Source organism: Streptomyces sp. NPDC086519 (genome assembly GCF_040686075.1).
GTDB classification, from domain to species: Bacteria; Actinomycetota; Actinomycetes; order Streptomycetales; family Streptomycetaceae; genus Streptomyces; species Streptomyces shenzhenensis.
On the sequence record NZ_JBFBJL010000024.1, the window covers coordinates 18,902 to 33,742 of the forward strand.

Annotated in this window: 10 protein-coding genes and 2 pseudogenes; 3 read left to right on the plus strand and 9 right to left on the minus strand. The window is 69.3% G+C overall.

The window, feature by feature from the left end; translation table 11 throughout:
* Positions 1-51: 51 nt before the first annotated feature.
* From AB0P24_RS23110 to AB0P24_RS23150, 9 genes and pseudogenes are all read right to left on the minus strand, one after another.
* Complete coding sequence (locus AB0P24_RS23110; RefSeq protein WP_365796880.1) at positions 52-636, minus strand: restriction endonuclease; 585 nt, start codon at positions 634-636, stop codon at positions 52-54.
* A gap of 688 nt (positions 637-1,324) precedes the next feature.
* Positions 1,325-1,956 (minus strand): annotated as a pseudogene (locus AB0P24_RS23115) (DUF6000 family protein).
* 3 nt (positions 1,957-1,959) lie between these two features.
* Complete coding sequence (locus AB0P24_RS23120) at positions 1,960-2,691, minus strand: HEAT repeat domain-containing protein (protein WP_365796882.1); 732 nt, start codon at positions 2,689-2,691, stop codon at positions 1,960-1,962.
* Entirely contained in the window at positions 2,688-3,068 is a 381-nt protein-coding gene (locus AB0P24_RS23125) for a CPCC family cysteine-rich protein (RefSeq protein ID WP_365796884.1), read from the minus strand. Before AB0P24_RS23125 ends, AB0P24_RS23120 begins: the two co-directional genes overlap by 4 nt.
* A gap of 316 nt (positions 3,069-3,384) precedes the next feature.
* A complete protein-coding gene (locus AB0P24_RS23130; protein ID WP_365796886.1) occupies positions 3,385-3,966 on the minus strand; it encodes a Uma2 family endonuclease in 582 nt (193 codons plus the stop codon).
* A gap of 216 nt (positions 3,967-4,182) precedes the next feature.
* Positions 4,183-5,197: pseudogene (locus AB0P24_RS23135) on the minus strand (ATP-dependent helicase); the annotation flags it as partial.
* 8 nt (positions 5,198-5,205) lie between these two features.
* Positions 5,206-6,387: a thiolase domain-containing protein gene (locus tag AB0P24_RS23140; protein WP_365796888.1), complete on the minus strand. Its 1,182-nt coding sequence runs from the start codon at positions 6,385-6,387 to the stop codon at positions 5,206-5,208.
* A gap of 130 nt (positions 6,388-6,517) precedes the next feature.
* Complete coding sequence (locus AB0P24_RS23145) at positions 6,518-8,101, minus strand: class I adenylate-forming enzyme family protein (RefSeq protein ID WP_365796890.1); 1,584 nt, start codon at positions 8,099-8,101, stop codon at positions 6,518-6,520.
* Between the two features lie 66 nt (positions 8,102-8,167).
* The gene (locus AB0P24_RS23150) at positions 8,168-10,027 is read right to left on the minus strand and encodes a helix-turn-helix domain-containing protein (RefSeq protein WP_365796892.1); all 1,860 of its coding nucleotides are present in this window, start codon (positions 10,025-10,027) and stop codon (positions 8,168-8,170) included.
* Between the two features lie 252 nt (positions 10,028-10,279).
* Between AB0P24_RS23150 and AB0P24_RS23155 the strand changes: the two genes are divergently transcribed.
* Genes AB0P24_RS23155 through AB0P24_RS23165 form a run of 3 tightly spaced genes read left to right on the plus strand, consistent with a single transcriptional unit; the run spans position 10,280 to position 14,834 of the window.
* Positions 10,280-12,193 carry a hydantoinase/oxoprolinase family protein gene (locus AB0P24_RS23155; protein WP_365796894.1) on the plus strand — a complete coding sequence of 638 codons (1,914 nt, stop codon included), beginning with the start codon at positions 10,280-10,282 and terminating at the stop codon, positions 12,191-12,193.
* Positions 12,194-12,242: 49 nt separating this feature from the next.
* Entirely contained in the window at positions 12,243-12,671 is a 429-nt protein-coding gene (locus AB0P24_RS23160) for an acetone carboxylase subunit gamma (protein ID WP_365796896.1), read from the plus strand.
* A gap of 33 nt (positions 12,672-12,704) precedes the next feature.
* The gene (locus tag AB0P24_RS23165) at positions 12,705-14,834 is read left to right on the plus strand and encodes a hydantoinase/oxoprolinase family protein (protein WP_365796898.1); all 2,130 of its coding nucleotides are present in this window, start codon (positions 12,705-12,707) and stop codon (positions 14,832-14,834) included.
* Positions 14,835-14,841 lie beyond the last annotated feature (7 nt).

Sequence of the window (14,841 nt, forward strand, 5' to 3'; positions counted from 1 at the left end):
GAGTGTGGGTGCAGCGCCTTCCGCCGGCTTGATGGCGACGGGCTGGTTAGGCTACTCACCCGGGAACATCGTGGCTGGAAAGTAGCAGCTTCCGGTCTCATTTGCATGACGCTTCTTGCGTCGCAAAAGTTCGTCGAGCGTGAGGCGCCCGTCTAGAACATAGAAGAAATCGAGGCCCTCCATCGTGAGGAACGGCGTACTCTCCCTGTATGCTTCTCGGGCTCCGCTAGTGAATCCATTTACGCTGATAAAGATCCCAAGCGAATTTTTCCCCTTCCGTCTCACCTTCTCATTGAAGCTGTAGAGGTGATGGGGCTGGATCGCCTCCTGCCACCACTTGGCCTCAACGATGTAGTCGTCCGTGTCGAAAGTAAGCGAGCCGTCGATTTGCTCGTACTCCAGGCTGTATGACAGGCGAGGTTCCATGTCGAACAGCCTGAAGATGTCATTCAGGAATGGCTCGAAAAGCCTGCCAGCCTTCTGGCGATTATCCATACGCACCAGTTCGAGGAAGCGTTCTTTAAGGGCGGCAAGCTTAGCTTCAAAGCTATGCTGGGCCTCTACCACGGCGCGGTACGTGAGAAGTTCGTCATCGAACTTCGACTGTTGGTCGTGGGCAACGCGCTGGCGGTCCACCAGCCCCCTGAGATGGTCGACTGATTCCTTTGCCTCGGCGATCAGGGCTTCGGCGTTCTCGTGCCGCTTCAGTGCAGGGAAGCTCGTGCTGAGAAACTTCCGCCATCATCCGAAGCGAAAGGTCGCGGTATTGGCGCTCATTTGCCATCAACCGGTCCACGAACTCATCTGCGGTAGCCCACTTGTAGCCGCTGAAGTCCATGTGGGCCAGCAGTGAAGGGTGGTCTGTGGCCCACAAGCGGATGAATCGTTCGAGGTCACGCTTGTACCAGAAGATCGACTTAAGCGCGCCGGCCAGGGCTCCGTAGGCGGCTGGGCTGATCGGCTGCGCTGGTTTCGGCGTGCTCGTCATCCCTCGTCCGATCTCCCAGTCTCTGTGTGGGGCTGCTAACGCCTGGTCAGATGATGCTACAGAGCGGAGTCGGGTGCTCACCTGCCTTCGCGTCGGATTGCCGCGTCCCGCGCGGTAGTGAGTCGGATGTCCTACTCAAACCCGTGAGCGAGCCGGAACCCTCCAGCCCGGAAACGGGCCGGAGGCTCGCCCCAGGTGGTCTGCCGAGGCAGTCGAGAGCTATCTGGGTGCTCTGGACAAGGGCAGTCAGCCCACCGGCTGCCTCTTCATGTGTCGCACTTGCGGCCGATACATGGCGTACGCGGACTTCACGTAGCCGCAGTCAGGCGGCTGCGGCTACGGTCGGGTCCAGCTGTTGGCGAAGTCGCAGTGTAGGTCGGCCCAGTGGCGCTGCTCGTGGGCTGTGTAACTGGGTTGGTCGCGGAGGTGGACGAGGGCATTGGCCCACTGGTCCCAGAGGCCGTCGAGCTGGGTGAAGCGGCCGGCTTGGTGGGTGCCGAGGTGGGCGTCGAGGTGGAGGAGGGGGCCGAGGGCCGCAGGCTGGCCGTAGCGCAGGCCGCGCGGGGGAGGTAGTGGTCCAAGTAGGCGCTGAGGATCTCGGCGTCCGCGTGCGTGCCGAAGCGGGCCAGGGCGAAACAGTAGGCGCTGCCGGAGAAGCAGAACTCGCTGACCAGGAGCAGGTCGCCGATGCGTTCGCGGAAGGTGGCGCGTCGGCCTACGCCGATCAGCCACGCAGCGGTGAGGCGTGAGCGCCACTCGTAGCCGAGGAGGGCATCCAGTTCGGCGTCGGTGATCGTGGCCGCGTCGTCGATGAGGTGACGGGTGAAGCGTTCGGTGTGTGGCCACCCGGGCCGCAGGACACGACCGCTTTTCAGTTCGCGGTAGCGCGGGTGGTCCGAGTCCTTCCTCGTCACGTAGCGCTCGATCACGTGGCCGTAGCCGATCTCCTCGGGGTGCTGGAATGGCATCGGTCACCTCTCGGGGTATAGGTCGGTACGGTCGATCCAGGTGGGAGCGACGAAGATGTTGTCGCCGACGGGGGCTTCGGAGGCTTCCAGCAGGGACCAGGTGCGGGACTCTTCGACCAGGTGCTCCCAGGGCGCACTCCAGTCGAGTTCCCAGTCCAGGCCGGTGCCGGAGACGCCGTACGTGCGGCCGGCGTCCACGCGCCAGAACTGGGAGTAGAGGATGACCTGGGCGTGGTCGGCCAGGTCGTTGATGATCTCGGGGAAGCGGGCCGAGGGCCAGCCGGGGGCGTCGTCCGCCGCGGTGGCTCGTAGGTGAACGGTGAGCGGTGGGACGACGGGGGTGCGTGCGCCGAGTTCGGTCAGGGCCCAGCGGATGCCGCCCGGCTCGGTCCAGTCGGGCGGGGTCGCTCGTTCCAGGCATGCGCGGTAGGTGCGGCGCAGGGGCTCGACCGCACCGTCGATATCCAGGCTTGCCAAGGCCATGGCCGCCCATTCGCGGACGGTCGGGTTGTCGCTTTTCAGTAGCCCGATGAGGGCGGGACCGCAGTGGGGGTCGCCCACCTCCTCGAAGACTTCGATGGCGGTCAGCTGCCCGAAGCCGCCGAGGGAGGGCAGTCCGTCGATGATGGCGGGGATGGCGTCGGAGCCGATGTCGATCAGTTCTGCGCGGGCGTCGTACGACGGGCCGGTCGAGTCATCGAGCTGCTGGATGAGTCTCTCGATGTGGGCGGTCATGGGTGGTCCCGGCGCCAGAAAGTGGGGAGCCACCAGCAGAGCACCGAGCGGTCGTCGGGCCACGGGGCGCGTTCGTCCGCGTCCCAGTCCTCGAAGGAGTCGCGCGTCAGGTCGATGGGGCGCCAGGCAGGGTCGAGCGGCTCGTCCGCGGCCGGCGGGCGGACGTACTGCCGGCCGTGTTGGTCGCAGGCCCCGAAGTCCTGGTAGTTGCGCTGGGCCTCGATCAGGGAGACCTTGTTCGCGCCGCCGCCCATGGTCGGCCAGCGGAACTGGACCCCGTCGTCCTCCCAGAAGCAGACGGGGCAGATCTCGTACGAGCCGGGCATCGCGTCCAGCACGCGGTGTCCGCAGCAGGGGCAGGGGTAGGAGTCGCTCACCCGTGCAGTCTCGTTGCAGGTCCCGCCGGTGTCCCATGGATTTCTCTGCCTCGGCGTACCCAGCCAGTCCGCAGCCAGTCCGCGGGACACCCGTAAACGGCCGTCGGGTGCCAACGCCTGCCAGCGAGAAAATCCCAGGTCAGAGCCCTGCGCAGGGCTCCGCCGCAGGTCAGGATCGGGCGTCAAGCATTCCGCTTCAACGTCTGACCCTCGCGTTACCGTGCGCTAGGCGATTCGCCAAGAGTGCAGGTCAAAAGGGGCCGGTCTCTCGGAAGCCCGGCCCCTTCCGTGTGCCTGCGCTGACTTGGTGCTGACTTCAGTCGTTCCGCGGTGGGGTGAGCTTGTCGAGATCCAGGCTGATTTCGAAGGGCACAGGACGCTTGAGGGTGCCCCGGAAGATGCCTGCGGGTGCGTAGACGCCAGTCGGTTCGTCGAGTTCGTAGGCGTGCACGACGGGGGCCCCGTCTTCGTCCTCGATGCACCAGTAGTGCGGGATGCCGGCCTCCGCGTACTTGCGCAGCTTGACCGTGCGGTCCCGGTGCGCGGACTCGGGTGAGACGACCTCGATGACGAGCCGCACCTCGTCCGGCGCGAACCAGGTACGGTCTCCGTCGTAGTCGGCCGTCGTCAGCAGCAGGTCCGGCTCAGGCCGGTTACGCTCGTCGAGCTTTATGGTCATCTCACGGCCGACCCTGACATCGCCGGGCGCCTGCTCCATGAGAGCGACGGTGAGCATGGTGACGAGGTGGCCGTGCCACCACCTCTGCGGCGACATCATGAAGACAAGCGCTCCGTCGATCAGCTCGGTGTGGCGTGGTGCCTCGGGGAGGCGGTCCAGGTCCTCCGCGAGCCAGCCTTCCTCGCGCGGCGGGCGCATCCAGTCGGGCAGTGCGGTCATGGCTCAACCGTAGCCACTCGGCGAGACCCGGGCCACGAGACGGTCAGCGCTCGGCCGCCTGTCCGCGGGACTGCGAACGGGGCCCGCCCCCTCACTGTTCCTCCTGTGCGGAGTGGCTGAGTCCAGATGGGACTCGATCCGCCTTGTCCACCTGGTCACGGTTGACGCGATCGCCATCCCCCGCGGCAGTTCGCGCGTCGGCCCGTGCCGGGTCGATCAGCCGGCTTGCCGTAATCCCGCCTGAAGCATGGTGAACCGGACCCGTTCCGCGAGGGCCAGGCGGGCGCCCGCCTCGTCCACCGTCCGGGCGGCCAGCGTTGCCTCGGCGAGCCTGGCGGGCAGCGCCTCGGCGCACTTGAGGCCACGCACACACGGCATGTCCGTCGATCTCGGGCAGGCTGAGGCCTTCCGCTGCCTGTGCCGTGGCGTTCGCCCAGTCCTCCCGAGTGAGGTCGTCCCTCAGCCGGATCCAGTGGGCATGAGCGCGCCGGTGGGGTGACACGGCGGGCAGCAGGGTGGCGTTGGCGCGGTGGCCGGCCCAGGTCCACCACCGAACGTCCCCGTCGGGGTGGCGGGCGATGACGGTACCCCCGGGGTGCACGGTGTCCAGGTACGCCACCCCGGCCTGAGCGAGGCGTGCCGAAGCCCGCCCGGTGAGACGTACGGGAGGGTCCTCTCCGAGCAGTACGCCGCGTGCGGCGCGGGTCAGTTCGAAGGAAAGGATCCACTCGGCGCCGAAGCCCGCCGATCGGGCCCGTCCGCCCTCGTCGACCGGGGGGACGCAGCGGCGGCGGCTGAAGTCGATGTGGGTGACCTGCCGGCTGCGTCCGGCCAGCAGGAGTCTGCGGGGACCCTGGACCTGCTCGGTGAGCAGGTCGGGGTCGGTGCGGCCGATCTCGTTGCGGCCGTTGAGGACGGTGAACTCGGGCGGGGCGGTGAAGACGGCCGTCAGGTTCATGAAATGGCGGTGTCCGTAGCACCGTTCAGCCTCCGGGCCGATGAACAGCATGCCCGAGTCCTGGTCCAGGCAGCCCTGTTCGACCAGATGCCGGACGACAGGTGCCGCTCCGGCGCCGAAGGAGCCGATGCCGCCCCACCACTGCTGCCACAGGTTCTCGCCGACCCGGTGCTCCTGAAGACAGAGGGCCGACAGTTGCTGGGCGACGAGATGGCGTGGCTCGGGGGGCGGGATGACGAGTTCCACCCAGTTGCGCGACCACTGCAGCAGCAGTCCTCCGGCTACCCGCGGAGCACCGTCGCGTAGTTGGCGACCGCGACGCCGCCCATGTTGTGCACGAGGCCGACGCGAGGCCCGTCGAGCTGCATCTCGCCTGCTTTGCCGGAGAGTTGGAGAGCCACGAGGGCGTGCTGCGACACCCCGGTCGCTCCGACAGGGTGTCCCTTGGCCTTGAGCCCCCCTGAGACGTTGACGGGGAGTCGGCCGTCCCGGTGTACCCAGCCCTCCTCCACGGCACGTCGGCCCTGTCCCCGGGGCGTGAGTCCCAGCATCTCGTAGACGAGGAGTTCGGCGATCGTGAAGCAGTCGTGCACCTCGGCGAGATCGAGGTCGTCCACGTCGATCCCGGCCATACCCAGGGCACGTTGGACGGCGAGTCGGCCCGCGGCGAATTCGAGGACGTCACGTCGGGCGGTGTCGAGGTGGTCGTTGGCGTGCCCCACCCCCGTGATGAGGGCGAGCGGGTCGGCCGGGTCCCGGCGCAGGACGAGGGCGGCGGCTCCGTCACTGACGGGTGAGCAGTCGGTGCGTCGAAGCGGCCCGGCCACCAGGGGATTGCTGTCGGAGACAGTCGAGCAGAACTCGACGCCGAGGTCTTTGCGTATCTGCGCCCACGGGTTCGAGCACCCGTTGTGGTGGTTCTTCGCGGCGATCGCCGCGAGGACATCGCCAAGCCAGTCGTCAGCGGCGTACCGCTTGGCGTAGTCCTGTGCGACGTCCGCGAAGAGACCGGCGAAGCCGGTGGGCGAGTTCGTTCCGGCGAGCCGAGGGTCGGCTCCCAGCAGAGCCTGGGCCACCGCGGCACCCGTGGCGTGGGTCATCTTCTCGACGCCGACGACGAGCACGGTGTCGGCGAGCCCGGAGAGGATGGCCCGAATGCCCTGGTGCACGGCGGCCGAGCCGGAGGCGCACGCGTTCTCGACCCGCGTCATCGGCCGCCCCCAGAGCTCGTCGGCCGCCTCGATCGGGAGCGAGGACGGGAACGCGAACGGTGTGAGGCCGCTGTTGAACTGTGCGACAAAGACCTCGTCGACCTCTTCGGGTTCGACACCCGCGTCGATCAGAGCCTGGGAGGTCACCGTCTCGACGAGACTCCCCACCGTCTCCGTCGGCAGTCTGCCGAAAGGCGTATGGGCCACACCGACGATGCCGATGCGGGCGGGCAGGGGCGAAACCGCGGTCACGGTGTCCTACTTTCTTGATGCGGGTCTGAACGGCCGTTCGTAGGATCGGTGGCGCCGGCGGGGCTCTGGACATGGGTGTCTTGCCTGCGGCACGGCGGCACGGCGGCACTGCGGCACGGCACACCCGGCATCAGCACGGGGGAGCCCCCTCGGGCTTCGAGGCGAGGCGGAAACGGCGGATCTTCCCGACCGAGGTGCGCGGCAGTGCGTCCATGACGGTCCAGGTCCGGGGCCGCGAGGCGGGAGCGAGGTGTTCGGCCGCCCAGGCGTCGAGCCCGACCTCGGTCGGCGGGTGCTCAGGGTCGCTCGGGACGACGTAGGCGACCGGCACGTGATCGCGCACGGGGTCCGGGGCGGCCACCACCGCGGCCTCCAGCACCCCGGGAGCTTCGGCGAGAGCGGCCTCGACCTCGGTCAGGGAGACGTTCTCGCCGGCGACCTTGATGACGTCGTCGGTCCTGCCCACGAAGCTCAGCTGACCATCCGCCTCCCGGCGGACGAGATCCCCGGTGCTGAACCACACCTGTCCGCTCTCCGGCACGGAGAATCCGAGGTCGGGGAAGGCATGGGTGTTCGCGGCCGGATCGTCGAGATATCCCTGGAACAGATCCCTGCCGCGGCGCCCGGCCAGCGTGAGCACCCCCGGTTCCCCGTCCGGCACCGCCCGGCCGGTGACCGGGTCCAGGAGGACGACGTGGCGTCCCGGGACCACGGCGCCGATGCGCGCCGGGTCCGGGTCGTCGGGCGGGGCGGCCGTGACGACGGCGAGGGTCTCGGTCATCCCGTAGATCTGCCGGGGGTCGACACCGCACAGCTCGGCCAGCGCGGCCCACTGCCCGCGGGCGAGGTTCTGCGCGAACCACACGTGTCGCAGCGCGAGGGCCGGTGCGTCGGCGCGTCGCCGCGCCAGGATCATCCGGATCGGCGCGGCGAAGAGACTCGCGTGCGTCGCGCCCAGCTCGGTGACCTCATGAGGCCACCGGCTCGCGGTGAACCGGGCGGTCAGCCCCACCGACGCGCCGACGGCGATGGCCGACGCGAAGCAGTAGTACTGCGCGTTCGCGTGGAAGAGCGGCAGGCAGACGTACCAGCGATCCGTGGGACCGAGACCCGAGAGGTCCGCCATGACGGTGGCGACATGGAGGTAGTTCCGCTGGGTGAGTTCCACTGCCTTCGGCTCCGACGTCGTTCCGGAGGTGAACATGACCGCGATCCGGTCCTCGGGGCGAGGACGTGCGGAACGTTCGGGGCGGGAACGCGGAGCCGCGCGGAGCGGAGAGCCCGGTGCCAGGTCGGCGGCCGTCTCGGTGAGCGGGAGGACGTACGGGACGCGGCCGTCGGCGCCCTCGCGCACCGCGGCCTGCCGGGCGGCGGCGCACACCGTCACGACGGGACGGGTACGGGTGACGTGGCGGGCCACGTCCCGGGCCGACGATGCCGGGTCCACCGGCACCATCCATGCGCCGAGCCGGCTCGTCGCCAGCCACAGCGCGACGAAGGCCGGGCAGTTGCGCAGGACGACATGGACCGGACTGCCCGGGCGCACACCGCACGCCGACAGCCGGGCCGCCACGTCCTCGACGAGGGCATCGAACTCGGCGTAGGTCCAGGTGGACACCGCTCCGCTGTCGGCACGGAAGAGAAGGAACGTGTGGTCTGCGTGGTTCCTGACGGCCCGGTCCCAGAGGTCGGCGAAGGTCTGCGGGCTTTCCATGCCCTCGACGATAGGGAGAGCGGCGGCACGCCGGACGTCCCAATGTGGGACAGTCCCCGCTGCCTCTCAAGCCGTGATCCCGTACGACCGCAGTTTCCGGTACAGGCTGCTGCGGGACATGCCGAGGTGCGTCGCGGCGGCGACGCGGTTCCCGCCCTTGTCCCGTAGCGCCTCGATGATCGCGTCGCGTTCGGCGGCCTCGATGCGGGTGAGGATCTTGTGGGAATGGGTCTGGCAGTAGTTCGGCAGGTCCTGGTCCTGGATCTCCCCCACCGGCCGCGCACGCAGCGCATGGGCCAGTGCCTCGCGCAGCTGTGAGACATTGCGGGGCCAGGTGTACTGGGCGACGGTTCGCGTGGCCGTGGGGGAGAGGCGCACCCGCCGGCCCGGCGCGATCTCCTCCAGGACCCGGCTGACGATGAGCGTCAGGTCCTCGGTGCGGTGCCGGAGTGCCGGGACGGTCACGGCGACCTCGAAGTGCCCGAGGAGCGCGTGGAACGGAAGGTCGGAGTCGAGGCTCGAGTCCGAGACCGTCGCGGCGAAGGTGACGGGAGCCGTCGTCGAGCCGAGGGTCGTGAACAGCTTGTCGATGCGCTCGACTCCCTCTGTGCTCGCCTGGTCGATGTTCCGGACGATGCACAAGGTCTGCTCACGGGTGCTGCCCAGCAGCGCGTCGAGGTCACTCTCCGCACCGGAGTGCAGCTGGCTCGCGTCGACGGCGACGCTGCGGCCGCCGGGATGGTCGGCGTGGAAGAGCTCGGCGACGAGGGTGAACTTCCCCGCCCCCGTCTCGCCGAGGACGATCGTCGGGGCCTTCGCGGCGAGAGCGTCGCGCAGTTCCGAGCAGGCGCGGATCCATGCCGGGGACGAGCCGGAGGCGATCGGCACGTGCGGCCGGCGCAGGTCGCCGACGAGCTCTCTGGTCTCGGCGCCCGCCGTCGCCACCCGTGGCAGGACACGGTCGTCGAACCCCGTGCCGGGGGCGGAGGGCCAGGGACGCGACGGCTGGTCGGTCACCGCCTCGGCGATGACCACGATGCCCGCCGTGTCGGAGCCGGAGACGAGCCGGGTCCCGCGTATCCGGATCATCCGGCCGGACTGCAGGGTCATCGTCTCGCTGACGCGGTCGCGGCGGGTCATGAGGAAGGTGGCGTGCTCCCGGACGGCCAGCTGCTCGACCGGGTCGAACAGGGCCTGGGCTGCGGCATTGGCCATGAACACCGAGTCCGCGAAGGCGAACACCGCCTGCCGGGTCGAGCGGGCGTCGGCCCTCAGATAGGTCTCGAAGAGTGCCTGCTGGGCCTGGTTCCGGTCGAGCAGGAGGTTGCGCCCGATGTCCTTGGCCGCCGACTTGACGAGCGTGTGCACGAGCGGGCTCCACGCATCGGCCAGCGTGGAGACGTCGAGGATGCCCTCGATGCGCCCGGTCAACGGGTCGATGACCGGCGCGCCGGTACAGGCGAAGGCCTGCAACTCCTCCGTGAAGTGCTCGGGGCCGACCACGGACACGGCCTGCCCCGCCTCCAGGACGGTCCCGACCCCGTTGGTGCCCTTCTTCCCCTCGGCGTAGTTGTATCCCGGGGCGAAGTCGACCCGGTCGAGCAGCCGCCCGACCGCCGAGGAGGAGTCCCGGCGCTGCACCAGGCGGGCCTGGCTGTCGGTGAGAGCGATGACCAGCGGCAGGTCGGCGGTGTCGTTGCCGAGCTGGTCGAGGACCGGCTCCGCGCAGCGCACCAGGCGGGAGCTGGTGTCGATGTCGTCACTGAAGTCCGTCGGCGGACGGGTGATGTCGACCCCGGCCTGCTGGCTGCGCACCCATGACGCGGCGAGGACGTCGGGAACACCCGCGGCGCCCTGCCGTCCGTATTCCAGGAAGTCGGCCCGGGCCGCCGCCATACGCAGCAGCCTGCTGTTCCTGTCCGGCATACGGCCTCCTTGTCGCGGCCACCGGCGCGTGCGGCCCTCACGCACCGGACCCTCATGATGCCCGGGCAGGTGGCCCGAACCAACCGGCGTGCATGTCCCAAGTTGGGACGGCCGCGGACCGTGGGACGCCAGCACCTTGGATCTCACCGTCGAGGGCGACGGCCGGGCCGGACAGCGGGGGTTCACCTCCGGGCGGCGGCCGCGTCGCTCCTGCGGATCCGTTGCAGCCCGAGTTGCAGCCCAAGGAGTGGCATGGAAACCCTCATCAACATCGACAACGGTGGGACCCTCACCGACATCTGCGTCTGGGACGGCACCGGCTTCACCTTCACCAAGACGCTCACCACGCCCCACGACCTCTCCGAGTGCCTCTTCACCGGCGTCGAGAAGGCTTCGGCGGCCCTGTACGGCACGCCCGACACCGAGCGGCTGCTGCACGCGACCCAGCACATCCGGTATTCGACCACCCAGGGGACGAACGCGCTCGTCGAGCGCCGCGGCCCGATGATCGGCATCCTCACGCCCCTGCCCGACCTGGGACCGGCGATGCGGGCCACGGCCGCGGAGAAGGAACTCTTCGAGAGCCTCGTCGGCGACCGCCTCCTCACGATCGACATGGACGCCGACCACGAGACGATCGACTTCGAGGTCGTCCAGCAGGTCAACCGGCTGGCCACGCTCGGAGCCGCCCGCGTGGTCGTGGCGGGCGGCGACCCGGAGCAGGAGCGCCGACTGCGGACGGTGCTTCTCCGCAAGTTCCCCCGGCATCTGCTCGGGTCCATCCCGGTCATCTACAGCTGGGACCTGGCGGGCGACCGCAACGACCCCCGCCGGGTCTGGTCGTGCGTCATCAACTCCTTCCTCCACCCGACGATGGAGCGATTCCTCTACAGCGCCGAACGGCGCCTGAAGTCCTACAAGGTCCTCAATCCGCTGCTCGTCTACCGCAACGACGGCGCTTCCTCGCGGGTCGCCAAGTCGGTCGCGCTCAAGACCTACTCCTCCGGTCCCCGCGGCGGGCTGGAGGGCACGGCGGCGCTGGCCCGGGCGTACGGGCTCGCACACACCCTCATGATCGACATCGGGGGCACCACGACCGACGTCGGCGTGGTCGTCGGCGACCGGGTCGCGGCGAACGAGCGGGGCACGATCAAGGGCGTCCCGGTCTCCTACCCGATGAGCGACGTCCACTCCAAGGGGGTCGGCGGGTCCTCCGTCATCGCCGTCGAGGACGGGCGGATCACGGTCGGCCCCGCGTCCGTCGGGGCGGCCCCCGGGCCGGCCTGCTTCGGCTTCGGCGGCAAGCAGGCGACGATCACCGATGTCAATCTGCTCCTCGGCGTCCTCGACCCGGACACCTATCTCGACGGCACGTTCAGGCTGGACGCGGAGCGCTCCCGGGCCGTCGTCACCGACACCATCGCGGCCCCGCTCGGGATCGGTCTCGAGGAGGCCCTGGTCCGGATGGAGCAGGCGTACTTCGAGGCGCTGTCCTCGTCGTTCGCGCACCTGGTGACCGAGGACACGACCCTGGCCGCGTTCGGCGGGGCCGGGCCGATGAGCGCGACCGGCGCCGCCCGGCCCGCGGGGGTGCGGCAGGTCCTCGTCCCGCGTACGGCGGCGGTCTTCTCCGCCTTCGGGATCTCCTTCTCCGACGTCGGCAAGACCTACGAGGTCGGTGCCCCCAAGCCGACGACCGAGTCGGCGCGGCAGACGTACGACGAACTCCTCGTCCGGGCCGAGCGGGACATGTTCCAGGAGGGCTACGCGCTCGCCGACTGCGAGACCACCTGGGAGCTGAGCGTCGAGGAGGAGGACGGGACGCCGGTGTCGCGCTCCGCCTACCGCCCCGGCGACCCGGTCGACCACCCGGGCCGGGAGGTCTCCCTCCGGCTCACCGTCACCGCCCCGCTGCCCCATCCCGAAGTGATCTCCGAGCAGGAGACCGGGACCCGGCCGGCCCCGGCCGCCGGCACCCGCTCGGTGCGCTCGGCGGCCGACCGGGTCGACGAGGTGCCGGTCCACGTCCTGACCGAACTCAGCCCCGGGGACACGGCCGCGGGCCCGGCGATCGTCGAGGGCCCGTTCTTCACCGCCCGGGTCCTGCCCGGCTGGACCTTCCGGGTCACCTCGGCCGGCGACCTCCTGCTCCACGACACCCTCTGACCCCTCGACCCTCACCCCCTTGATCTTCCGACCTCGAAGGAGGACTCCCATGCGAGTCCCCATGACCGAGTACCTCGTCATCGACCTCGACGCCGAACGCTGGGTGTGCCGGGTCTGCGACCAGGACATGGGCAGCGCGCACGGCAACTACAAGGAGGGCACCCTGGTTCACGACCGGGACCCCCGTGAGATCCACCAGTCGATCATCGACCCCGAGCGGTACGAGTTCACCTTCTCCCCGGACCCGGAGTACTGCCGGATCCTCGAGTACTACTGCCCCGGCTGCGGCACCCAGATCGAGACCGAGTACATCCCGCCGGGCCACCCCCCGACGGTCGACATGCTCATCGACGTCGCCGCGCTCCGGGCGCAGTGGGAGCAGCGCGGTGTGGATCCCGAGGAGGTCCACGCCTACGGCCCCGGCGACGACGCCCAGAAGTACACCGCGGCCCTCCGGGCCATCGGCCACGTCCGCTGACCGCACCGCGCACACGACACCCCAGGGACACCCATGAAGCGCATCTCCGTCGACATCGGCGGCACGTTCACCGACTGCTTCTTCGTCTGGGACGACCAGTACGTCGAGGCCAAGGCCCTGACCACCCATCACAACCTCGCCCTTGGCTTCAACGAGGCCCTCGACCTGGCGTGCCGGCTGGCGGGGCTCGACCGCGGCACCGTCCTGAAGGAGGTCGACTCGGTCCGCTACGCGACGACCCTCGGCACCAACGCGCTCATCGAGCGCAAGGGCCCCAAGGTCGCCGCGATCGTCACCCACGGCTTCGAGGACACGATCCCGCTCTCCCGGGGCCGCGGTTACGGCGAAGGCCTGGACTACTCGATGCAGCAGAACCTGCCCGCGGCCGAGCGGCCGGAGCCGATCGTGCCGCGCCACATGATCCGTTCGGTCAAGGAGCGCATCAACTCGGCGGGCAAGGTCGTCGCCCCGCTCGACCCCGAGGACGTCCGCACGGTCGTGCGCGAACTCGTCGACGCCGGGGCGGAGGCGCTCGTCGTCACCCTCGTCAACGCGACCGAGAACCCGGTCCACGAACTCGCGATCCAGGAGATCGTCCTCGAGGAGTTCCCCGCCCATGAGCTGGGCGCCATCCCCGTCCTGCTCGGCCACCAGGTCTCGGGCCGCAAGGGCGAGTACGTCCGGGCGACGTCGACGATCATCGACGGCTTCCTCCACGAGATCATGTTCCACGCGCTGTCACAGCTGTCGAACAACCTGCGCGACTCCGGCTACGACAAGCCGATGCTGGTGATCCACAACTCCGGCGGCATGGCGCAGATGAACTCGACCGACGCCCTCCAGACGATCCACTCCGGCCCGATCGCCGGTGTCGGAGCCGCCGAGCACCTCTCGAACGAGACGGGGCTCGGGCACGTCATCTCGACCGACATGGGCGGCACGTCGTTCGACATCGGCCTCGTGCCCGAGGGCGGCGTCAAGCACTACGACTTCCTGCCCACGATCGACCGCTGGCTCGTCTCCGTGCCGATGGTCCACCTCGACACCCTCGGTGCGGGGGGCGGCTCGATCGCCACGTACGACCGTATCCACGACTCGATCAAGATCGGCCCGGAGTCGGCCGGCTCGACCCCCGGTCCGGCCTGCTACGACCGCGGTGGTCTGCGCCCGACCGTGACCGACGCCGACCTCCTCCTCGGCTACCTCGACCCGGACAACTACGCCAACGGCTACATCAGACTCAACCCGAAGCGCTCCCGGTTCGCCGTCGAGGAGACCCTCTGCGACCCGCTCGACATGGACGTCCTCGACATCGCGCGAGCGATCAAGGACGGCGTGGACGAGCAGATGGCGATCGGCATCGGCAAGGAGCTGCGGGTCCGCGGCTACCTGCCGGAGGACTTCACGATGCTCGCCTACGGCGGCAACGGCCCGCTCCACGCCTGCGGTATCGCCCGCCACGCGGGGATCAGGCGCGTGCTGGCCCCGCCGTTCTCCTCGGTGTTCTCCGCCTGCGGCGCCGGGAACATGAAGCAGCTCCACTTCCACGAGCGCGGCGTCCACGTGACGATGTACAACCCGACGACGCGGCAGCTCTACGACAGCTACGACGAGTTCAACGCCGTGGTCGAGGAACTGGAGGCCCGCGGACGCGAAGACCTGGTCCGTCAGGGCTTCGCCGCCGAGGACGTGAAGTACCGGCTCGAACTCGACATGCGCTACGGCAACCAGCTGCTCACCCAGGCGGTGGCACTGGAGGACATCAACCGCATGAACGGCGTGGCCGACGTCCTCACCATGATCAAGATCTTCGGTGACGTCTACAGTCACCGCTTCGGGGCGGCGAGCGCCGCTCCGGAGGCCGGGATCCGCTGCAACACCGTCCGGGTCGCCTCGTACGTCGACGGGGACGTCGTGAGCTTCGAGTCCCTGGAAGCCGGGGGAGAGCGCACGGTCCCGGCCGAGGCCTCCCGCCGCGACGTCGTCTTCATCGGCCACGACGAACCGATCAGCACGCCCGTCCACGACCACAGCGCGCTCACCCACGAACACGTCGTCCCCGGTCCGGCGATCGTCACCACGGAGAACACGACGTACCTCGTCGAGCCCGGCTGGCGGCTCGAACCGACGCGCCAGGGGGCGGTCTGGTTCCTTCAGGACTGACCCGGCA